Origin of the sequence: Rhizobium viscosum (genome assembly GCF_014873945.1) — a bacterium.
GTDB classification, from domain to species: Bacteria; Pseudomonadota; Alphaproteobacteria; order Rhizobiales; family Rhizobiaceae; genus Rhizobium; species Rhizobium viscosum.
The window spans coordinates 3,952,277-3,974,053 of sequence record NZ_JADBEC010000001.1; the positions used below are offsets into that span (position 1 = coordinate 3,952,277).

Here is a 21,777-nt window from a genome sequence, read left to right on the forward strand (position 1 = left end):
AATGACTGTAAAAGTCACGATCGTCGGGGCAGGCCTCGGCGGCCTTACGCTTGCCCGCGTCCTCGCCGTCAACGGCATAGAGGCCACGATCTATGAGGCGGAGCCTTCGGCTGAGGCCCGCATACAGGGCGGCCAGCTCGATATTCACCCGCATAACGGCCAGCGGGCGCTGGAGGATGCCGGCCTCACAGAAGCGTTCCGCGCCATCATCCATCACGGCGCCCAGGCCTCGCGCGCGCTCGACCGGCATGGCGTGGTGCTGCTGGAGAAGGCCGATGACGGCACGCTCTCGCGCCCGGAAGTGCTGCGCGGCGATCTGCGCCGCATCCTCATCAGTTCCCTGCCTGCGGGCACGATCCAGTGGGGCAAGAAGCTCACCGGCGTTGCAGCACTCGGCGCCGGCCGGCATGAACTCGGCTTTGCCGACGGGACCGGCGTCATCAGCGACCTGCTCGTCGGGGCCGATGGCGCGTGGTCGAAGGTGCGGCCGCTGCTTTCGGATGCAAAGCCCGTCTATGTCGGCACCGCCTATGTCGAGGCCTATCTCCACGATGCCGATATCCGCCATCCGGCAGCGGCGGAAGCGGTCGGCCGCGGCGGGATGTTTGCGCTTTCGCCGGGCAAGGGCATCACCGCCCATCGCGAGGCGGGCGGCGTGCTGCACGCCTATATCCAGATGAACCGCTCGCCCGAATGGATCGCCGGCATCGATTTTTCCGACGCCGCCGCGGCAAAGGCCAGAATCGCCGCGGAATTCGAAGGCTGGGCGCCGGCGCTGACGGCGCTGATCACCGAAAGCGATACGGCGCTCGCCCCGCGCCTGATCCATGCGCTGCCGGATGCGCACCGGTGGCCGCGTCTGCCCGGCGTGACGCTCATCGGCGACGCCGCCCATCTGATGGCGCCATCGGGCGAGGGGGCAAACCTTGCCATGTTCGACGGCGCGGAACTCGCAAAGGCGATCGCCGCGCAGCCCGACAATATCGAGGCAGCGCTTGCCGCCTTCGAGGAGGCGATGTTTGCCCGCAGCGCCATCGAGGCCGAAGGCGCCCGCTTCATCCTGGATCTCTGCGTCGGCGACCGCGCGCCCTATGGGCTGGTCGATTTCTTCGCCGGCAAGCTCGGGCAGGGATGAGGTGCGCTGTTGCGGGAGGGGCGTCGCCGGCGGGTGCTCTGGCGGCGGCTCCGGAAGGGCGGGGTTGGTGTGTCATGGGGCACCCCCCTCTGTCCTGCCGGACATCTCCCCCACAAGGGGGGAGATCGGCAAGTGGCTTGACCTTCGCACATCATTGACGTCCGTGCGGTCTGCAACGCTGATTATTTGGGGAACCGGTGCCTCCAGCCGATCTCCACCCTTGTGGGGGAGATGTCCGGCAGGACAGAGGGGGTGCCTGGGAACGCAAAGGCAGACGCGAAGTGTGCATCAATCCGGTAACTGAGACCTCGACCCTGCAGCCGCACCGCGCCCACACTCTTCCCGGTGCGGCGATGACCCTGTAGAGTGGCCGCACTTGCACCAGATCGTTACCCGGAGGCTCTTATGGCCGAGGTCTTGCTGTTCCACCACGCACAGGGGCTGACCCCTGGCGTGCGCGCATTCGCCGACGACATCAGGGCCGCCGGTCACATCGTGCACACGCCTGACCTCTTCGACGGACGCACGTTCGGAAGCATCGATGATGGGCTTGCCTATATCGGCGAGACCGGATTCGACGAGATGCGGGAGCGCGGCGTCCGCTTCGCCGACGAACTGCCTCCCGGGATCGTCTATGCCGGGTTCTCGTTCGGCGTGCTGCCGGCGCAGAAGCTGGCGCAGACGCGGCCGGGCGCCCGCGGAGCCCTGCTTTTCTATTCCTGCCTGCCGATCAGCGGCACGTGGGCCTTCGGGCCCTGGCCGGACGGCGTACCGGTCCAGATTCACGGCATGGACAAGGACCCTGTCTTCGTCGGCGAGGGTGACATCGATGCCGCCCGCGAGATCGTGGAGAAGGCCGAGGACGCGGAGCTTTTCCTCTATCCCGGCGATCAGCACTATTTCGCCGACAGCTCGCTCCCGTCCTATGACGCGGATGCGACCGCGCTGCTCACGATCAGGGTGCGTGCGTTCCTGAAACGCGTCTGATCCACGCCGGCGCTTGAGCTCAATATAGGCAGCGATTGACCTGTCAGGGCGAAGATGTAGCCTGTGCCCATGCACAACGCGCTGATCGACTATGCCGATCTCATTTCGCTGCTGACGGCCGTCGGCACCTTCATCGCGATCGTCGCGGGTGTCGTCGAACTCATCAAGGCGCGGCGCGAGCATGTCAGGGAGAAAGAGCAGGAGTTCAACAGTTCCTATCTGACGATCAGCGACGCCTACCACCGGCTGCTCGAACTCTCCGTCGCCTATCCTCATCTCGGCATCTTCCCCTGGCAGGAGGAGCCCGCCGACCTCTCACCCGACGACCTCGTCAGGCGCGATATTTTCTACGAGATGATGATCTCGATCTTCGAGCGCGCCTATCTGGAGCGGCACAAGACGCCTGAGATCTCGGAGCATTTCTGGCCGGGGTGGGAGACGTTTTTGCGCCGGCAGATCGAGAAGCCGTCGTTTCGGAAATATTGGGGGATTTTCGATGGGGAGGGGGCGTTCGGGGCTTATGATGCGCGGTTCGAGGCGTTTGCGCGGGGGCTGGATAAGGCTCGTTGAATAGTAGGGATGGCTATTGTTGTGCCGTGTGGCACCCCCCTCTGTCCTGCCGGACATCTCCCCCACAAGGGGGGAGATTGGCTGGAAGCACCGGTTTCCCCAAACTAGCGGCGTTGCAGCCGGCAAACGGTAGAGAGGCGCGAAGGTCAGGCCGCTTGTCGATCTCCCCCCTTGTGGGGGAGATGCCCGGCAGGGCAGAGGGGGGTGCCGGGGAATGCAAGGTAGAATGCGACGGCAAGCCCGATCCGGCATCTGGATCAGGTGCCGGCACCAACCTCTTGTCCCGTGCTCGCCAGGAGCAGCCATCGAAGCTTCCCGCCTTTAAAGTTGACTATAAAAATCAAGTAGCATAGCGAGGACGTCATCTTCCCAGGCTGGAGTCGATCATGACAGTCGCAAACCCTGCGATCGTGCCGATCTTGCGTTCGCTCGTTGGCCAGTATTTCCGGCAGGCTCATACCACCACGGCGCTTGTCGTCCTCGCTGCCATGATAGGGTCAGTCGCTGCTATCGCGTCTCCCTATCTCTTTTCCCGCGCTGTCGATGATCTGTTGAAAGCCGGGGATCATGGCGATGCGCTTGGAACATTGCTTCTGTACGCGCTCCTTTTCGCCATAGCGACCGGGTTTGGCCAGGCGTCCCGTTTCCTGATTTTTCTTTGCGCCGAGCGGCTTTGCTTTATCGCGAATTCTGCTTTTTTTGCCCGCATCCTTCGCAAGAAACCTGCATTCTTCCTGGATCACAATGCAGCCGAGATCGGAAGGGCGCAGCAGCAGGGGGCGCAGACCCTCAACCTCATCACGCAGCTGAGCATTGGCGGTCTGCTGCCCGGTTTCGTCCAGATCGCTTTCAGCGCAGGCCTTCTCGGCCATTTCATAGGCTGGGAAATCGCTCTGATCGTCGTGATCTACGGAGCGGTGGTGATTGGCCTCGATTATATCAGGGTCGGGCGGGTGACGCCGTTCCTCGACAAGGCGATGGAGCGGAGCCAGCAGAACGCGCGGCTTATCGGCAATGCCGTCGCCGTCGTGGACACGCTGCGTCAGACACGCGGCGAACGGTGGATGGCGGAGCGGTTTTCCGCAAGCGCGAGCGATGCCTTCGCGAACTGGCGGCGCTATGCGCTCGCAAGCAGCAGTTTCTCAGCCGTGCTTGGCATTGCGGCCGGGTTCCAGCTTGCAATCACGTTTCTGATCCTCGTTCCCCGCGTTGACGCCGGGCTGCTGTCGGTCGGCTCAGTCGTGCTTTTCAACACGCTGCTCATCCAGCTCAATGAACCCTTCCATCTCGTCGGAATGGCGATCAAGGAAACGGTGGAGGCTGCCGCGCGGTTTCGTCCGCTTGCCGCCATGTGGCATGCTCCGGAAGAGGAAGATCCTGCAGATCCGATCGCCTATCGCCCATCGCAGGGGGCAGTCGCGTTCGACGATGTGACGTTCCGCTATGACAATGGGCGTGGTGTTGCGAAAACATCATTCGGCATACAAAGGGGAACACCAACTTTCATCATAGGCGAGACGGGCTCGGGCAAGTCCACCATCCTTCGCCTGCTTCTCAAGGCGCTCCAACCTTCCGAGGGGCGCATTCTGGCTGACGGGATCGATCTGGCCCGTATAACCAGCGAAGACTGGTTCGCGCATGTCGGCGTGGTGCCGCAGGACGTGGCGCTTCTCAACGATACGCTTGTGTCAAACATCGTTCTCGGTCGCCCCTTTGATGCGGACCGCCTGCGCGAGGCGGCGCGGCAAGCGTCCATCCTCGATCGTATCGAAGGCATGCCGGATGGTTTCGAGACGGTGGTTGGCGAGCGAGGGCTGAAATTATCGGGCGGCGAACGCCAGCGCATCGCAATCGCAAGGGCACTCTACGGCAAGCCGGCGATCCTCGTCCTCGACGAAGCAAGTTCAGCGCTCGACGAGGACACCGAACGGCAGATCATGGATGGCCTGCGCGATCTTGCCCACGATCTGACCATAGTAGCAGTCACACATCGGATGTCATCCATTCGTCCAGGCGATCAGGTTGTGCGCCTGCCTGTCGTACCGTCAGCGAAATAAGGTGCGCTGGGCAGGAGGGTGGCGACAAGGCTCGTTGAACATCAGGGGTGAGGGATGGTTATTGTTGTGCCGCGGGCACCCCCCTCTGTCCTGCCGGACATCTCCCCCACAAGGGGGGAGATCGACAAGCGGCCTGATCTTCGCACATCACTGACGTCCCGCAGTTTGCAACGCTGCTTGTTTGGGGAAACCGGTGCGCCCAGCCAATCTCCCTCCTTGTGGGGGGTCCGAAGGACGGGTCGAGACCCGTGGCTCGACCCCGGCAGCCCGGCAGGACAGAGGGGGGTGCCGGGGAATGCAACGTAGAATGCGACGGCAAGCTCAATCCGCCATCTGCACAAGGTGCCTATCCGTCAGGTAGCTTCCGCGCGCCACCGCATCCCTCACCACCGTCGGCCGCAGGTCAACGCTCGCGAGTGTCGCCAGCGGCAGCCAATATTGTTTCAGATGCGTCTCGCGGCTCACGACATCATGCCGGTCCAGCGACACGAGGAAATAATGTTCGGCCTGCTGGATGAGCTGGCCGCGATAGCGAAAATGGTTTTCGACGCAGAAGAGGTATTGCGCCTGTCGCACCCTGGCGTTCGTCTCTTCCTCGAACTCCCTGCGCAGCCGCGTCTCGAACGTGTCGCCAGTCTCATATTCGCCGCCGATGAAGGCATAGCAGGAGGATGGGTCGTCGGACGGCTGCTGGACCAGCACCTTTCCATCCTCCACCACGATGCCGGCAACCCTGATCCTCGGTATCTGCCTCATCGCCACGGCCTGAAAGAACCGATCCTGACTGGTTTCCACGACTTTTCCTTCAGATCGAGCCCGTCCTTGACAGGCATTGCGCACCATCAGATCCATGACATAAATCCGCTATAAGCTACTGTGCCATTCCCGCGCAGGTCAAGTTGCACACCAGTGAAACTCCCCGGCGGGGTAGCCGGAATGAGCGTATCGCGAAGATAAAATCTACCAATACGGATTAGCCCAATTCTTGCAATCATCAGGGGTGGTGCAGACATTATTGTCGCGATAAGATCAACATGATCTACCGTTGGGCCGGACCTGTAACCTCGACTTGGAACTTGTTGAAGGTCCAACGTATTGTTTAGCGTTGTTCTACCGATCGAGGGATAAAAAATGTCTTCAGAGTCCACGCGTCTCACATCCGAGGCAATGACACTATCGGCTGCCGCCGTTCTGAACTCACTCATCTCCGTGCTTGGCAACAAGGGTCTGCTTTCTACCGAAGAAGAGCGGGAAGTCTACCGTGCCGCCGCCGAGATGATCGACGAAGCCTCCGGTGAGGATGAGGACGGAACCTACGAGCTGGCGCGTGAGCTGATCGAACTCAGGCTTGCCGATACCTAGGGCATTTCCGTTTTCTGCGGGCCACGGAAAACGCTCTGTTCCTCCTGATCATGCGAGCGCTTCAGCAGTCGAAGCATCGCATGGTGAAAGACGGCGCGCTCTTCTGCCTTCCAGTCGTCAGTCAGCCGCACGAACACCTCTTCCTGCCAATGGTGGGCATCGACAAGCAGTCGCCGGCCCGCCCTGGTGACAGCGACCACGCGCTGGCGGGCATCGCGGGGCGAGGGGGTCATTTCCAGATATCCGGCCTCGACGGCATCCCTGACGAGACGGGAAGCCCCGCTTTGATCGATGCCGATTTCGCGGGCCACGGAATTGATCGTCGCAGGCGCCCGCTTCGAAAGGGAGCAGACCGCCTCGGTGACAAGGACATATCTGCCATTCTGCTCCGTCTGGTGGCTCGCAGGAGCGCTCGAGCGACGGGACCAGTGGCGGACGAATTCGAACAGGGTCTGTCCGGGGCCGCCGGTCTCCTGCAGCGAAGGGGTTTCGTCCCGGTCTTTCATTCGCTGGCGGCCATTTCACGGCAGATGAATGCGAGTTCCAGCGCCGAGCCCAGATCGGGCAATCTCAGCGCTGCCGATACTTTGGCGCCGGTGACGCGAAAGACGGTCGCCACGCGCGTGGGCCCAGCGCTTTCCGGCCATGTGGCATCCTGTTCGACCACCATCAGGCGATCGCTGACCGGATGCCAGGATCGCGCTATGAGTTTGATCCCCGACCGTCCCACCCAGCCGGCGAAGTCGGTGGGCGAGATGGGGCCGGCGCCCTTCGGCCCCAACACGACGATCGGGTCGCTCACTGCGGCTGCAGCCTGCGCCGGATCGCCGTCGTTCACCGCTTCGTGCCAGCGGTTGATTGCATATTCGAGTTCCGTGTCCATTCGGTAAATATATGCGATTCGCATACATATTGCCAGATGGCGTCCAATCGCGCGGCAGGATGACGGAGCAGTCGCCCGAGACCGGAGCTGCAGTGCGGCCGACTTCGCGACACATCCTTACGCGGTGCCGGCCTGCTATGCTTCTATGGCTGTTTAGGGGAGCCGGGAGACCTGGCCGCTCCAGCTTTCCGGCCGCGTGTGCCCGGCTTGGGCGGAACGCTCTTTCCGTACTCGGTCCACCATGCGGTGAGCGCTTCCATCGTGGGACCCAGGCCGCGCGCCTTTGGCGTAATGTCATATTCAACGCGAGGCGGCACTTCCGCAAATACGGTGCGCGAGACGAGCCCGTCCGCTTCGAGTTCACGCAGTTGCGCCGTCAGCATGTGTTGGGTGATGCCGGGAATGGCCTTTCTCAGTTCGCCAAACCTGTAGACCCGCTGATTGAGCAGCCACATGATTTCAAGCTTCCATTTGCCTGACAGCAGCGCGAATGCGCGCCTCATCTCTTCATGCATATTGATTTCTTCTTCAGCCATGGTCTGCTTTTCCATACTAAGTGCAAGTAATTCATCCTACTTGCAAAAATAAATCCTAGTCGACATTTTCCATGCATGCACTTTCCATGCGTGCATCGGGGAGCGCAGTAAAGGCGCCTCTCAAGACAAACCGACAGACTCGAAGAGAGAAGTGTTGCCGCGTGGCCGGCGACAAGGATGAAATCATGCCTGAATATTACCTATACTGGATCAGCACGGCACTTCTGTCCGCGCTCTACCTCATGTCAGCCTATGTCTACGTCACCAGGGGAGGCTGGGTCCGCGAGATTCTGGCAGAGCTCGGATACACGGCTCCCTATCTCGTTGCCTTCATGATCGGCATCAAGGTTCTCGCTCCTGTCGCGATCCTCTCACGCATCAGCGTGCCGCTCAGCGATCTCGCCTATGCCGGGATCTTCTTTCACCTGCTGCTGTCCGGCCTCGCGCATATCGGCGTGCGAAAGCCCGCCGGCGCTCTGCCGGCGGCGATCGGCCTTGCGCTGCTGGTCACCTCATTCGTCACGCAGAACGACGCCCGTGGCGTGCCTTCCCCTTACGTTTTGGCGGCCATGCGCTGACGCCTGTCACCAACCCAGATCAAGGAGACTAAAATGGGTCGACTCAATGGAAAAGTTGCCATCGTCACAGGTGCAAGCCGCGGCATTGGCCGCGCTACAGCAAAGCTGTTTGCGGCCGAAGGCGCAAAGGTCGCAATTCTCTCGCGGACGCCCGAAGGCGTCGAACGTGTCGTCGCAGATATCGTCGAAGCGGGCGGCATTGCGCTCGGTGTCGTCTGCGATGTCGGTGCGGCAGACCAGATCACGGCTGCGGTGGGCAAGGTTGTGGCCGCCTACGGCCGGATCGACATTCTCGTGAACAATGCTTTCGACGGTTCTGCGGTCCTGTCTTCGATCATCGATCTGCCGGTCGAGCAACTGCAGCGGAATTTTGACACCGGGCCGGTCGCGTATCTGCGCTTCATGCAGGCATGCTATCCTCACCTGAAGCAGAGCGGCGAGGGGCGGATTATCAATTTCGGTTCGATGGCCGGTACAGTCGGATTGGCTGGTTATGGTCCCTACAACATGGCCAAGGAGGCGGTGCGCGCGCTGACGCGTACTGCGGCGCGCGAATGGGGCGCCGACAGGATTACCGTGAACAATGTTCTGCCGATCGCCGATACCTGGGGTGCGGCGGCAAAGGATGTTCCGCCGCCGGCCAACGCGCTCGCCCGTTTCGGCTCTCCGGAAGACGACATTGCACCGGTGGTACTTTTTCTCGCGGCCAGGGATTCGCAGTTCATCACCGGCTACAGCCTCACTCCCGACGGCGGCGCGATTATCGACAGCGCCCGTTGATCCGCTCAGGCGCACCATCTTGAATGCGTGCTCCAAAAACCGATTGCGATTTAAAACTAGTCTGGCTATCCTACAGCTGGTTGTACAACGCAATCGGAACCACCGTCGCGCGGCGCCCAAAGGATGCTTTGGGGGGAGGAAGAGGACATGGCCAAACTTGTATTCGGAATGAACGTGTCACTGGACGGGTACATCGACCATGAGGCGTTTGCGCCCGGTCCGGTGCTCTTCCGTCATTTCATCGAGAGCGTGCGCGGCGCCGCGGCCATCGTCTACGGTCGCCGCCTGTACGAGATCATGCGCTATTTTGATGACGACCACGCTGAGTGGGACGCGGCGCGACGCGAGTTTGCGGCGGCGTGGCGGGGCCAGCAGAAGTGGGTCGTATCACGCACGCTGACGTCGGTCGGCCCCAATGCCACGCTTGTCGAGGGGGACCTCGAAACTGCCATACGCGGGTTGAAGGACCGGCTTACCGGGGAAATCGGCATTGGCGGATCGGATCTGGCGCGAAGCCTGACGGACCTTGGCCTCATCGATGAATATCAGCTCTACTTCCACCCGGTCGTGCTCGGCCACGGCACGCCGTTCTTCACCGGCCCCCGGTCGCGGCTTCGCCTTGTGGCCAGCGATCGTATGGACGAGGACGTGATCAGGCTGACCTACGTTCCGGCCTGATCACGCTATGAGCCCGGCGGCCGCGGCCATAGCGACGAAGGTGGTGATGTTGTGCCGTGTGGCCCCCTTGTATCTGCACCTTGATGAATGTGTAGGATTGAAGCGACTGAGCCTCTTGCCGGGTGGCCACCCGGCAAGAGGCGTGGCGGCGTCGCCCGTTCCCCCTTCGGTTACAACCGTGGATGAGCCAGGGATCGTCGCCATCGTCACGTACGACCGAACAGTCGCTCGGTTCCAACCGCACGCACAAGGCAGGTTACCGTGAACAGCATCATATGTGGAGTGGATGTTTCGAAGGACTGGCTGGATGTGTTCATCCGCCCGTTGAGTGTTTCCCGGCGGTTCAGCAACGATGCCGACGGCATTGGTATGTTGGCCGAACTCTGCCGGGCCGAGGCGGTCGAGCTCGTCGTCATGGAGGCGTCGGGCGGTTATGAGCGGCGGGCCTTCCTGTTGTTGTGGGAGATGGGGATCGCCTGTTCGCTCGCCAATGCGCGCAATGTGCGCCGCTTTGCCGAAGCCATGGGCTTTCTGGAAAAGACCGACACGATCGACGCGGCGGTGATTGCTCATTATGCCCAAGTCAAGCCGCTGCGTGCCTTGCCCCCGCCGAAGCCGGCGCAGATGCGGCTGCAGGCGCTGGTGGCGCGGCTGTCGCAGGTCACCGGCGATCTGATCATCCAGAGGCAGCGCAGAGGCGTTGCCAATGATGCACAGGCTCTCGAAAGCCTCGATGAGGTGATCGCGCTTCTGGTGCGTCAGAGCCGCAGGCTGGAAGGCGAGATCGCCTCGATGATCGACGACGATCCGCTCTGGGCCATCCTCAACCAGGCCTTCCGTTCCATCAAAGGTGTTGCCTCGCGCACCGTTGCCCGGCTGATGGCCGAATTGCCCGAGATCGGCCGGATCTCTAACAAGGCGATCGTCAAGCTTGCGGGCCTTGCGCCGATTGCCAACGACAGCGGCAAGAAAAACGGACCACGGCCGGTGCGCGGCGGACGCAGCGGACCGCGCAGCATCCTCTTCCTGGTCGCCGCCATCGCTGCCAGATACGACCCGCATCTGGGCGCCTTCCAGCAACGGTTGCAGGCGGCGGGCAAACCGAAAATGGTCATCCGCATCGCCCTCGCCAGAAAGCTCCTCGTCATTCTCAATGCAAAAGCACGAGACGCGCGAAGGGAATTCCAATATGCAACTTGACACACAAGATAGTCGCTCATCCGCCTGCCGGCACCTTCTCCCCGCTGGGGAGAAGGGGGGCCGCAACGTCTCCGTCCCCTTCGCCCCATCGGGGAGAAGGTGGCCCGAAGGGTCGGATGAGGGGGCCTCACGGCACGCCGGAAGACGAAGAGCCTTCGCCAGGCCCCCGCCGCCATCCCTTTGCCCGCACAACACCTTTTCCGGACCCGAACCTCCCTCCCAGCCCCCACGGGCATGTCCAAGCATCATCATATGGACGTAGGGGATACCACCCGCATACCCCTGATTGCTGTCGTTCGTTCCCGCGCGAAAACTGCCAGAATGCATGTCTTGAAATGCTGCTTCGTGGGGCCGGTTGAGGGGCAGGTCCAGGAGGCTGGTGGACGGGAAAGGGGACGCCGTTTATGCGGAGAATTCGGGTTAGTAGTCTTGAGTACCTGAGCATATATGGTGGAGCGTTGAGTATCTGTCGTGTGCCGTCAGCCTGGAGCGCAGTGCTGGGAACCGCGACTGTCGTATCATCTACGAGTACCGATGGTTCCCTAAGCTTTGCCAATCAGGGCAGCTTTACCGATCCGGGCGGCGCCGTCGTCCCGTCCTCCTTCACAGGCAGTATCACGCAGCCTTCTGCGTCGATCTCATCGGGCGGCATGCAGACGGCCTCGCTACCGCCGACGGCGATATCAGCGCCTTCCGGCGACGGCGGCGCGCAGGACACGTCCACCAAGACGGCGGCGCTCCTCCCGGCGCTGCAGACGACGACCACCACGACCACCACGACAATAGAGCAGACCGTGCTCGGCCCGGATCCGTACCAGGAGGCCGCGAGCCTGCCGCCGGCGCCCACGCTGACGGGCATTACCAGCGATACCGGGACGACAACCACCACCACGTCTCCGCCCGATCCCGCCGCCGGTTCCGGCGCGGCGTCGTTACTCCTTCAGACCTCGATCGCCTCCATCTCGGTGGAGCCGAGCCAGGAGGTTTCCGCCGAGACGCCCGTCGGCTCGGTGGCGCTCACAGCGCCGGCTGCCACTGCGGCGGCGCCCACGCTCAACAAGATCGCGCTCGAAAACCTGAAGCAGGGCAACCCCATCAGCGAATGGGGGCTGGTGGGCGACGGCAACGGCACCATCCAGGGTTTCGCCACCGAAATCAGCACCAATATCGGCCAGACCGTCGATTTCAAGATCGCCACGGATTCCACCCATTACCGCATCGATATCTACCGCATGGGCTATTATGGCGGTATGGGCGCGCGCAAGGTCGACTCGATCGAAAAGTCGCTGACGACGGCGCAGATCCAGCCGCATCCGATCGTCGACATGTCGCTCGGCCTCATCGATTGCGGCAACTGGTCGGTTTCGGCGAGCTGGCAGATCCCCGGCGATGCCGTTTCGGGCGTCTATTTCGCCAAGCTGGTGCGCGAGGACGGCACGGAGGATGCGAGCATCATTCCCTTCGTCGTGCGCGACGATGCGTCCACCAGCAATATCGTCTTCCAGACATCAGATACGACATGGCAGGCCTATAATGCCTGGGGCGGCGCCAGCCTCTATTATGGCGAAGTGCCGGTCGATCCCGCCGACATGATCGGCTACCTGCCGCCGAACTGCAGCTGCGGCCTGACCGCCATCGGCCGCGCCTCGGCCGTCAGCTACAACCGCCCGATCATCACCAATACGAGCCCGATCGGCGGCTCGCACGATTACATCTTCGGCGTCGAATCCTCCGCCATCTCCTGGCTGGAGCAGAACGGCTACGACGTGTCCTATATTTCGGGTGTGGATGCGACGCGCAGCGGCAGCCTGCTGCTGAACCACGATGCCTATCTCTCCGTCGGCCATGACGAATACTGGTCGGCCGAGCAGCGCGCCAATGTCGAGGCCGCGCGTGATGCCGGCGTCAATCTCGCCTTCTGGAGCGGCAACGAGTGCTACTGGAAGGTTCGCTGGGAAAGCAGCATCGACGGCAGCGGCCAGGCCTACCGGACCATGGTCTGCTACAAGGAGACCTGGGGTTCGAGCACGGATCCGAGCAATGTGGGCACCGGCACCTGGCGTGACCCACGCTATGCCGATCCGGGCCAGGAGCCGGAGAATTCGCTGACGGGCACGATGTTCCAGGTGGACAGCTACCGCCAGGATACGATCTCCATCCCCTACGACTATTCGAACCTGCGCTTCTGGCGCAATACCGAAGTCTCCGAGCTGAATGAAGGGGATACCTACAATCTAGTGCAGAACCTGCTCGGCTACGAGTGGGATTCCGATGTCGAGAACGGTTTCCGGCCGGATGGACTGGTCAACCTGTCTCTCTCGTCCATCTCGGTGGAAACCTATCTGCGCGATTACGGCACGACGGTCGGTTCGGCCGTCGCCACCCACAGCCTCACCATGTACCGGGCCGCAAGCGGCGCGCTCGTCTTCGGCGCCGGCACCGTCTTCTGGTCCTGGGGCCTCAGCGACAACCATCAGGGCCAGACGACATCGACCGATCGCAATGTCCAGCAGGCGATGGTCAACATGTTCGCCGACATGGGCATCCAGCCGACCACGCTCGATGCGAGCCTGATCCTTGCGACACAATCGACCGACTTGCTGAAGCCGACCTCGTCGATCAGCTCGCCCATCGTGGGTGCCTCCTTCCTGGAAGGCCAGCACGTGACGATCACGGGCACGGCGCAGGATTTCGGCGGCGGCATCATTGCCGGTGTGGAAGTCTCCACCGATGGCGGCCAGCACTGGTTCAAGGCGACCGGCCGCGAGAGCTGGAGCTATAACTGGGTCGTGCAGGCAAGCGGTACCTATACGATCATGTCGCGCGCCGTCGATGACAGCGTGAACCTCGAAACACCCGCGGCCGGCAAGCAGGTCACCGTCACGCTGCCCACCACACAGGGCCTGTGGACGCTTGCGGAAAAACCGGCGACCGAGGTGGCGATCGATCGCGATCCGGTCGAGCTCGGCCTGCGCTTCCAGGCAACGACGGCCGGCTCCGTGCAGGGCATCCGCTTCTACAAGGGCTTCTACAATATCGGCGAGCATGTCGTCAGCCTCTGGTCCAGCGACGGGACGCTGCTGGCAACGGGCGTATCGACGAATGAATCGCTCTCCGGCTGGCAGACGGTCATGTTCTCCTCGCCGATCCAGATTGCGGCCGGCACGACTTATGTGGCTTCCTATCACAGCAACGGCTTCTACTCCGTCACCGACAATTATTTCGGCAGCACCTATGCCAGCGGCGCGCTGAAGGCCGTCGACGGCGGCGGCGTCTATGCCTATAGCGACAATGCCGGCACATTCCCGGGCTTGAGCCCCGGCGGGTCCAACTACTGGGTGGACGTGGTCTTCGATGCAGGGCCGAACAGCGTGCCTAACGCCGGCGACGACAGCGGCCTGACGATTTCGCGCAACGGCACGCTGACGGTCTCCATCGCCACGCTTCTCGCCAACGATACCGATGCCAATGGCGATGCGCTGACGATCAGCGCCGTCGGCAATGCGCTGAACGGCACGGTGACCCTCAACAAGCAGGCCGGCACCATTACCTTCACGCCCAATGCCAATTATGCCGGCCCGGCAAGTTTCAGCTACACGCTGTCGGATGGGCGCGGGGGCACCGACCAGGCCAATGTCAGCCTCACCGTCGATCCGGGTCCTGCCGGCCAGAGCCTGTTTACCGCCAATGAGGGGCCGACGGGCGGCAGCGTCCAGGAAAATTCGCCGCTCGAACTCGGCATGAAATTTTCGGCTTCGGCAAGCGGCACGATAACAGGCATCCGCTTCTACAAGGCGGCGGGCGATACGGGGCCGCATACCGGCTCGATCTGGTCGGCGAACGGCACGCTGCTTGCAACAGTCAGCTTTATCGGTGAATCGGCGTCCGGCTGGCAGACGGCGGCATTCTCCAGCCCGCTGCAGATCTCGGCGGGCACGACCTATGTCGCCTCCTACCACACGACCGGCAGCTATGTGGCGACATCGGGCTATTTCACCACGGCCCATACGAACGGCGCGCTGACGGGCCTTGCCGGCGCCAACGGCGTCTATTCCTACGGATCGGGCACGACATTCCCGACGTCCAGCTACCAGTCGTCGAACTACTGGGTGGATGTCGTCTTCAATCAGTCGACATCAAATACGGCGCCGGTCGCCGCCAATGACAATGGCTATACGACCTATTCCAACACGGCGCTGTCGATTGCCGCAGCAAGTCTGCTGGCAAACGATACCGATGCGGATGGCGATCCGCTCTCGATCACCGGCGCAAGCGGCGGGGTCAACGGCACGGTCACGTTCAACAGCCAGACCAACACCGTCACCTTCACGCCCAACTCCGGCTATACGGGTGTCGCAAGCTTCACCTATTCGATCGCGGACGGGCATGGCGGCACGTCGTCGGCCACCGTGAACCTCACGGTCAATTCGCAGCCGGGCGGTGGTACGACCACGAGCCTGTTCACCGGCGCCGACACGTCGGGGGTCACCGCCGCCAATGACCCCAACGCGGTCGAGCTCGGCGTCAAGTTCATCGCTTCGGCCAATGGCCAGATCACCGGGCTCACCTATTACAAGAGCGCCCAGGATACCGGCACGCATGTCGGCTCGCTCTGGACCGCGAGCGGCCAGCTGCTCGGCCAGGCGACCTTCATCAACGAGACGGCGAGCGGCTGGCAGACGGTTTCCTTCTCGCAGCCGATCAACATCACCGCCGGCACCACCTATGTGGCGAGCTACCATTCCAACGGCTTCTACTCGGCAACGGCCAATTACTTCACGACGGACCATACGAGCGGCGCGCTGACGGCGCCGGCAAGTTCGGTCAGCGGCGGCAACGGCGTCTATGCCTATGGCAGCGGCAGCCTGTTCCCGACCTCCTCCTACAATGCCAGCAATTACTGGGTGGACGTGCTCTATAAGCAGGGCGCGCAGAACACGGCGCCGGTCGCCGCCAATGACAGCGGCTTTACGACCAATACCGGCACGCCGCTCACCATCCAGGCATCGGCGCTCACTGCCAATGACAGCGATGCCGATGGCAATACGATCTCGATCACCGGTGTCAGCGGTGCGGTCAACGGCACGGTTTCCTTCGACGCCCAAGCGCAGACCGTCACCTTCACGCCGACATCAGGGTATTCGGGGCCGGCGAGCTTCAGCTATGCCATTGCCGACGGTCAGGGCGGCACGGCATCAGCTGAAGTTTCGCTCGCTGTCAACAACCCGGCCGCAGGACCGGAGCAGAACCTCTTTGCGGCAAACGCGACGCCCTCGGTCGTCTCGGTCGCCGACAACCAGCCGGTCAATCTCGGCATGAAATTCCAGGCCGATACGGCAGGCTGGATCACCTCCATCCGCTTCTACAAGGGCGCCGACAATACGGGACCGCACAGCGGCTATCTGTGGACGGCTTCGGGCACTCTGCTCGGCAGCGTCACCTTCAACAACGAGACGGCGAGCGGCTGGCAGACCGCGCAGCTTTCCCAGCAGATCGCCATTACCGCGGATACGACCTACGTCGTTTCCTATTCGACCAATGGCAACTATTCGGCGACCGGCAACTACTTCGCCAGCGACGTGACCAACGGCGACCTGAAGGCACCCGCCGGCAATAACGGCGTCTATGCCTACGGATCGGGCGGGCTGTTCCCGACGAGCAGCTACAACAGCACGAACTACTATGTGGATGTGGGATTCAAACCGCAACTCGCGGCCTAACGCCCGCGTGGATGTAAGACCAGCATCGTGTGTAAAGAGTGATATCGATGATGCGTGCAGACAACAGATTGCCGGTTACGGTTCTCGCCGGGTTTCTCGGCGCCGGCAAGACGACTGTCCTCAATCATGTACTTGATAATCGTGAGGGTCGTCGCGTTGCTGTCATCGTCAACGATATGAGCGAGGTCAACATCGATGCGGATCTCGTGCGCGAAGGGGGTGCAGACCTTTCGCGCACGGACGAGACGCTTGTGGAGCTCACCAACGGGTGCATCTGTTGCACGCTGCGGGACGATCTCCTGAGCGAGGTGCGGCGGCTGGCGGCTGCCGGTCGTTTCGACTACCTGCTGATCGAGGGCACCGGCATTGCCGAGCCGCTTCCGGTCGCAGCCACCTTTTCCTTCCGCGACGAGAGCGGGGCAGCCCTTTGCGACGTGGCGAGGCTCGACACGATGGTCTGCGTCGTCGATGCGGTCAATCTTCTCGCCGACTACCAGAGCGCCGAGTTCCTTGCCGATCGCGGCGAGCGGCGCGACGGGGACGATGAGCGCAAGCTCGTCGAACTCCTGGTCGAGCAGATCGAATTTGCCGATGTCGTCATCATCAACAAGGCCGGCGAGGTTCCGCCCGCAACGCTTGCCGAGGTTCGCCGGGTGATCGCGGCGCTCAATCCGGATGCCCGCGTCATCGAAGCGGTCTTCGGCCAGGTGCCGCTTTCCGCAATCATGGATACCGGCCTCTTCAGCGAGGCCAGGGCTGCCCGCCATCCGCTCTGGCACAAGGAGCTCTTCGGCTGGGGCAACCATGTGCCGGAGACCGAGGAATACGGCATTTCGAGCTTCGTCTATCGCAGCCGCAGGCCCTTTGATCCGGCGCGGCTTGCCCGCGTGCTCGAAGCGCCGCTTGCCGGCATCATCCGGGCGAAGGGGCATTTCTGGCTGGCGACGCGGCCGGACGAGATCGGCCTCTTGTCGATTGCCGGCACGCAATGCCGCATCGGCACCAGAGGCTTCTGGTGGGCCTCGGTGCCGCAGGCGCAGTGGCCGCGCCATCCGCAATTCCGCCAACTGATCGACAGGCACTGGGACGAGGTCTGGGGCGACCGCCGCCAGGAGCTGGTCTTCATCGGCTCCGGTTTCGACGAGGCGGCGATCCGCGCAGCACTCGACGATTGCCTGACCGGTCAGGAGACGGGTTTCGACCCGGAGAGCGCCATCGGCCTGCGCGATCCGTTTCCGGCCTGGCAGCACGATACGCATGCATCGGGCCGAAAAGTGTGAAGCGGCTTCCAGCCAACAGGTTTTAACGTCAATCCAGAGGGAGAGAGAACAATGAGCAGCGAACTTTATGCAGATGGCATCGGCGAAATCACCATCACCGGCACGATCGTGCGCATCGACCTGATGTCGCTGTCGGCGACCGACCGCGATGCCAACAACAATCCGAAGCCGGTCTTCCGCCAGCGCATCATCATGCCGGTCGACGCCTTCGCCAATGCGGTCGATCTCATGCAGAAGGCGCTTGGCGGCCTCGTTGAAGCCGGCGCGGTTCGCCGCATCGGCGACATGTCGGCTGCCGCGGCCGCCGATATTCAGGCGGCGCAGGGCAGCGCTTCGAACGCCTCGCCGAACTTCAACTGACAGTCATAGAGCCTCGGTCTCTTTTGTTTCGGGTGGGCCATGAGTGGATTTCTGCATACCAACCTGCATTGTCTTGCGCTCGTCGCGCGCCATCACGGCGTCGATCTTGCTCCTGAGCGGCTGCAGCACGATTATGCCGTCGGCAACGATCCCGTCGCCGTGCGGCAGCTGTTGCGGATGGCCAAGGATGCGGGCCTGAGGGCGAAGCATCTCGATCTCACCTGGCGCGGCCTGTTCCAGCTCGGCGAGGCTTTTCCCGTGCTTGCGGAACTGACCAATGGCAACTGGGTTGTCATCGCCGGCGCTGTCGGGGAGGGCGAGGATGAGCGGATCCGGGTTCTCGACCCGCTGGCGTCACGCGCCGAGGTGATGATGCTCAGCGAAGAGCAATTCGCCAAGGCCTGGCTCGGCTCGGTGATCCTGCTCAAGCGCAACTATCGCATGTCGGATGAGGACCGGCCCTTCGGCTTCCGCTGGTTCGTGCCTGAAATCATCAAGCAGCGCAGCTTCTTCCGCGATGTCGCGCTCGCAGCCTTCGTGCTCTACGGGCTCGGGCTGATGACGCCGATGTTCTTCCAGCTCGTCATCGACAAGGTGCTGGTGCACCAGAGCTATGCGACGCTGACCGTCCTGACCGTCGGTATCGGGATCGCGCTGATCTTCGATGCGACCTTCTCCTTCCTGCGCCGCTACCTGCTGCTCTATGCCACGAACAGGATCGACATCCGCGTCGCCACCCGCACCTTCGGCCATCTGCTCAACCTGCCGATCGCGCTTTTCGAGCAGGCCTCGGCCGGCGTTCTCGTCAAGCATATGCAGCAGACGGGGCGCATCCGCGAATTCCTGACCGGCCGCCTGTTCCTGACGCTTCTGGACGGCGTGTCGCTCTTCGTCTTCGTGCCGATCCTGCTTCTCTACAGCGTCAAGCTGACGCTCGTGGTGCTCGGTTTCGCAGCCCTTGTCGGCCTCGTAGTGATGCTGCTCGTCGGCCCGTTCCAGCGCCGCCTGAAGGCGCTCTACCAGGCCGAAGGCGACCGGCAGGCCCTGCTGGTCGAAACCGTGCATGGCATGCGCACTGTCAAGTCGCTGGCGCTGGAGCCGCGCCAGCGCAAGGTGTGGGACGATTATTCGGCCCAGTCGATCTCCGTGCGTTTCCGCGTCGAGAAGATCTCCACCATCGCCCAGTCGCTGACGGGGCTTCTCGAAAAGCTGATGAGTGTCGCGATCATCGGTCTCGGCGCGCTCGACGTGTTCTCGGGTGCGATGACCATCGGTGCGCTGGTTGCCTTCAACATGCTCGCCGGCCGCGTCTCGGGGCCGCTCGTGCAGATCGTCACCATGGTGCATGAATATCAGGAAGTGGCGCTTTCCGTGCGCATGCTCGGCGAGATCATGAACCAGCGGCCGGAGCAGGCGGGCCGCGGGCGCGGGGTTCGGCCGCATCTGCATGGCCGCATCGAATTCGACCGCGTCAGCTTCCGCTATGCGCCGGATGCAGCACCAGCGCTCGACAATGTCTCCTTCGCCATTCCGGCCGGCTCGGTCTTCGGCGTGGTCGGCAAGAGCGGCTCGGGCAAGACGACGATCACCAGGCTCATCCAGGGGCTCTACCAGAGCCAGGAGGGGCTGGTGCGCATGGATGGTTACGACAGCCGCGAGATCGACCTCGTGCATTTGAGAACCAGCATCGGCGTCGTGCTGCAGGATAATTTCCTGTTCCGCGGCTCGGTGCGCGACAATATCGCCGCCGCCAAGCCCGATGCCAGTATCGAGGAAATCATGCAGGTCGCCCGCATCGCCGGTGCGGAAGAGTTCATCGAGCGCCTGCCGCGCGGCTTCGATACGATGCTGGAGGAAAATGCCGCCAACCTCTCCGGCGGCCAGAAGCAGCGGTTGGCAATCGCGCGTGCGCTGATCACCGATCCGAAGCTCCTGATCTTCGATGAGGCGACGAGCGCGCTCGACCCTGATAGCGAGGCGATCATCCGTGACAATCTCAGCCGGATCGCTGCCGGGCGCACCGTCATCATCGTCTCGCACCGGCTTTCGACGCTCGTCGATGCCGATGCCATTCTCGTCATCGATCGCGGCAAGGTCGCCGATATCGGCCGGCATGATCAGCTCGTGTCGCGCTGCATGACCTACCGCCACCTCTGGGCACAGCAGATGAGGCAGGTCGCATGAACGCCCATGTCAGAAAATCCGACGAAAACATGCCCGTCCCTTCAGAGAAGGGGCCATCGGAACAGGGCCGGTCCGGCAAGGGCAGGGAGCTTGTCGCCCGGCCGCCGCTGCCGCCAGCAATTGCCGAGTTCCAGTCCGACGCGGTGGAACTGGAAGAACGCGCGCCGCCGCGCGTTGCCCGCATGACGCTCTATTGCGTCACGGCGCTGCTGGCCGCAGCCATCACCTGGGCTTCCGTCTCCTCCATCGACGAGGTGGTGATTGCGCCCGGCAAGCTCGTCACCACGCAGCCGACCATCGTCGTGCAGCCGCTCGAAACCTCGATCATCCGCACGATCGACGTGAAGGCCGGCGAGGTGGTGCGTGCCGGCCAGACGCTGGCCACCCTCGATGCCACTTTCAGCCAGGCCGATGTCGGGCAGCTGAAGGCGAAGTTTTCCGCCCTCGACGCCCAGGTGAAGCGGCTGGAGGCGGAGCTGACCGGCGAGGATTATTCCAAGATCGCCGGCAATACGCCGGACGAGCAACTGCAGGTGCAGCTCTTCGGCCAGCGGCGGGCCTTCTACATGGCGCAGCTGCAGAATTTCGAGCAGCAGATTGCCGGACAATCCTCGGTGATTGCGGCAAACCGCAATCAGGAGGCCGTGCTCAACGACCGGCGAGACAACCTCTCGCAGATCGAGGCGACGCGAAAGAAGCTCTATGACAAGGAAAGCGGCTCGCTCTTGACCATGCTCGGCTCGCGCGACGCCCGCCTCGATGTCGAGGCCGATATCACCGCCGTGCGCGGCAAGGCCGATGAGGCTGCCCATGCCTATGCGAAACTGCGCGCCGACCGCCAGGCCTTCGTCGAGGATTTCCGCCGCGCCGCGATGGAACAGCTCGTCGACCTGCGCAGCCAGCGCGACATGGCCGGCGAAGAACAGAAGAAGATGGAGCTGCGCCGCAACATGGTGGCGCTCACCGCGCCCGCCGATGCCGTCGTGCTCGATCTCGCCCAGCGCTCGGTCGGCTCCGTCGTGCGCGAGGCCGAGCCTGTCGTGACACTGGTGCCGATCAACGTGCCGCTCGAAGCCGAAGTCTCGATCAACACCCGCGATATCGGCCGCATCGCCGTCGGCAAGGAAGCCCGCATCAAGCTCGATGCCTATCCCTTCCAGAAATACGGCACGGCCTCGGGCGAGGTGCGCACGATCAGCCAGGACACGTTCCTGACCGGCCAGCAGCAGGACCCGAACGCCACTAGCGCCCAGCCGCCGGCGGCACCCTTCTTCAAGGCGCGCATCCTGCTTGCCGATACCAGGCTGAACGTCTCCGACGTGCCGGTACGGCTGCTGCCGGGCATGACCGTCTCGACGGAAATCAAGGTCGGGAACCGGACGGTGATGTCCTATTTCCTCTACCCGCTCCTGCGCGGGCTGGACGACGCGATCCGCGAACCAAACTGAGAGGTCCGCCGGCGGTGCA

18 protein-coding genes are annotated in these 21,777 nt (G+C 62.8%); 14 read left to right on the forward strand and 4 right to left on the reverse strand.

Annotated features, from left to right (window positions below):
• Position 1: 1 nt before the first annotated feature.
• The 4 genes from H4W29_RS19550 to H4W29_RS19565 all read left to right on the forward strand — a co-directional run bounded on the left by H4W29_RS19550 (position 2) and on the right by H4W29_RS19565 (position 4,749).
• Entirely contained in the window at positions 2–1,135 is a 1,134-nt protein-coding gene (locus tag H4W29_RS19550) for an FAD-dependent oxidoreductase (RefSeq protein WP_192730387.1), read from the forward strand.
• 405 nt (positions 1,136–1,540) lie between these two features.
• Positions 1,541–2,122 carry a dienelactone hydrolase family protein gene (locus tag H4W29_RS19555; RefSeq protein WP_192730388.1) on the forward strand — a complete coding sequence of 194 codons (582 nt, stop codon included), beginning with the start codon at positions 1,541–1,543 and terminating at the stop codon, positions 2,120–2,122.
• A gap of 69 nt (positions 2,123–2,191) precedes the next feature.
• Positions 2,192–2,692: a hypothetical protein gene (locus H4W29_RS19560; RefSeq protein ID WP_192730795.1), complete on the forward strand. Its 501-nt coding sequence runs from the start codon at positions 2,192–2,194 to the stop codon at positions 2,690–2,692.
• 386 nt (positions 2,693–3,078) lie between these two features.
• Positions 3,079–4,749 (forward strand): ABC transporter ATP-binding protein, encoded by a 1,671-nt coding sequence (locus H4W29_RS19565; protein ID WP_192730389.1) that lies wholly within the window; start codon positions 3,079–3,081, stop codon positions 4,747–4,749.
• 321 nt (positions 4,750–5,070) lie between these two features.
• Here H4W29_RS19565 and H4W29_RS19570 read toward each other — a convergent pair whose 3' ends face one another.
• Complete coding sequence (locus tag H4W29_RS19570) at positions 5,071–5,544, reverse strand: NUDIX domain-containing protein (RefSeq protein WP_192730390.1); 474 nt, start codon at positions 5,542–5,544, stop codon at positions 5,071–5,073.
• Positions 5,545–5,880: 336 nt separating this feature from the next.
• Here H4W29_RS19570 and H4W29_RS19575 point away from each other — a divergent pair, with 336 nt between their 5' ends.
• On the forward strand, positions 5,881–6,111 hold the full coding sequence (locus H4W29_RS19575; protein WP_192730391.1) for a hypothetical protein: 231 nt from the start codon (positions 5,881–5,883) through the stop codon (positions 6,109–6,111).
• Here the strand turns inward: H4W29_RS19575 and H4W29_RS19580 are convergent.
• From H4W29_RS19580 to H4W29_RS19590, 3 genes are all read right to left on the reverse strand, one after another.
• Positions 6,108–6,617, reverse strand: coding sequence for a MarR family winged helix-turn-helix transcriptional regulator (locus tag H4W29_RS19580; RefSeq protein WP_192730392.1), 510 nt, complete (start codon positions 6,615–6,617; stop codon positions 6,108–6,110). The two genes, H4W29_RS19575 and H4W29_RS19580, sit on opposite strands and share 4 nt — an antisense overlap.
• Positions 6,614–6,994 carry a hypothetical protein gene (locus tag H4W29_RS19585; protein WP_192730796.1) on the reverse strand — a complete coding sequence of 127 codons (381 nt, stop codon included), beginning with the start codon at positions 6,992–6,994 and terminating at the stop codon, positions 6,614–6,616. The genes H4W29_RS19580 and H4W29_RS19585 overlap by 4 nt, the downstream gene beginning before the upstream one ends.
• Positions 6,995–7,137: 143 nt before the next feature.
• On the reverse strand, positions 7,138–7,545 hold the full coding sequence (locus H4W29_RS19590) for a winged helix-turn-helix transcriptional regulator (protein ID WP_192730393.1): 408 nt from the start codon (positions 7,543–7,545) through the stop codon (positions 7,138–7,140).
• A gap of 170 nt (positions 7,546–7,715) precedes the next feature.
• On the opposite strand from H4W29_RS19590, the gene H4W29_RS19595 reads away from it, so the two are divergent.
• The 9 genes from H4W29_RS19595 to H4W29_RS19635 all read left to right on the forward strand — a co-directional run bounded on the left by H4W29_RS19595 (position 7,716) and on the right by H4W29_RS19635 (position 21,758).
• Entirely contained in the window at positions 7,716–8,108 is a 393-nt protein-coding gene (locus H4W29_RS19595) for a DoxX family protein (protein ID WP_192730394.1), read from the forward strand.
• 33 nt (positions 8,109–8,141) lie between these two features.
• Positions 8,142–8,888 (forward strand): SDR family NAD(P)-dependent oxidoreductase, encoded by a 747-nt coding sequence (locus H4W29_RS19600; protein WP_192730395.1) that lies wholly within the window; start codon positions 8,142–8,144, stop codon positions 8,886–8,888.
• Positions 8,889–9,035: 147 nt separating this feature from the next.
• On the forward strand, positions 9,036–9,566 hold the full coding sequence (locus tag H4W29_RS19605) for a dihydrofolate reductase family protein (protein WP_192730396.1): 531 nt from the start codon (positions 9,036–9,038) through the stop codon (positions 9,564–9,566).
• Positions 9,567–9,827: 261 nt separating this feature from the next.
• The gene (locus H4W29_RS19610) at positions 9,828–10,766 is read left to right on the forward strand and encodes an IS110 family transposase (protein WP_192730234.1); all 939 of its coding nucleotides are present in this window, start codon (positions 9,828–9,830) and stop codon (positions 10,764–10,766) included.
• Between the two features lie 404 nt (positions 10,767–11,170).
• On the forward strand, positions 11,171–16,486 hold the full coding sequence (locus H4W29_RS19615; RefSeq protein ID WP_192730397.1) for a DUF4082 domain-containing protein: 5,316 nt from the start codon (positions 11,171–11,173) through the stop codon (positions 16,484–16,486).
• Between the two features lie 47 nt (positions 16,487–16,533).
• On the forward strand, positions 16,534–17,766 hold the full coding sequence (locus H4W29_RS19620; RefSeq protein ID WP_192730398.1) for a GTP-binding protein: 1,233 nt from the start codon (positions 16,534–16,536) through the stop codon (positions 17,764–17,766).
• Positions 17,767–17,817: 51 nt separating this feature from the next.
• Positions 17,818–18,126 carry a hypothetical protein gene (locus tag H4W29_RS19625; protein ID WP_037109324.1) on the forward strand — a complete coding sequence of 103 codons (309 nt, stop codon included), beginning with the start codon at positions 17,818–17,820 and terminating at the stop codon, positions 18,124–18,126.
• Positions 18,127–18,165: 39 nt separating this feature from the next.
• Positions 18,166–20,310 carry a peptidase domain-containing ABC transporter gene (locus H4W29_RS19630; RefSeq protein ID WP_192730399.1) on the forward strand — a complete coding sequence of 715 codons (2,145 nt, stop codon included), beginning with the start codon at positions 18,166–18,168 and terminating at the stop codon, positions 20,308–20,310.
• Positions 20,307–21,758 carry an HlyD family type I secretion periplasmic adaptor subunit gene (locus H4W29_RS19635; protein WP_192730400.1) on the forward strand — a complete coding sequence of 484 codons (1,452 nt, stop codon included), beginning with the start codon at positions 20,307–20,309 and terminating at the stop codon, positions 21,756–21,758. Before H4W29_RS19630 ends, H4W29_RS19635 begins: the two co-directional genes overlap by 4 nt.
• Positions 21,759–21,777: the final 19 nt, after the last annotated feature.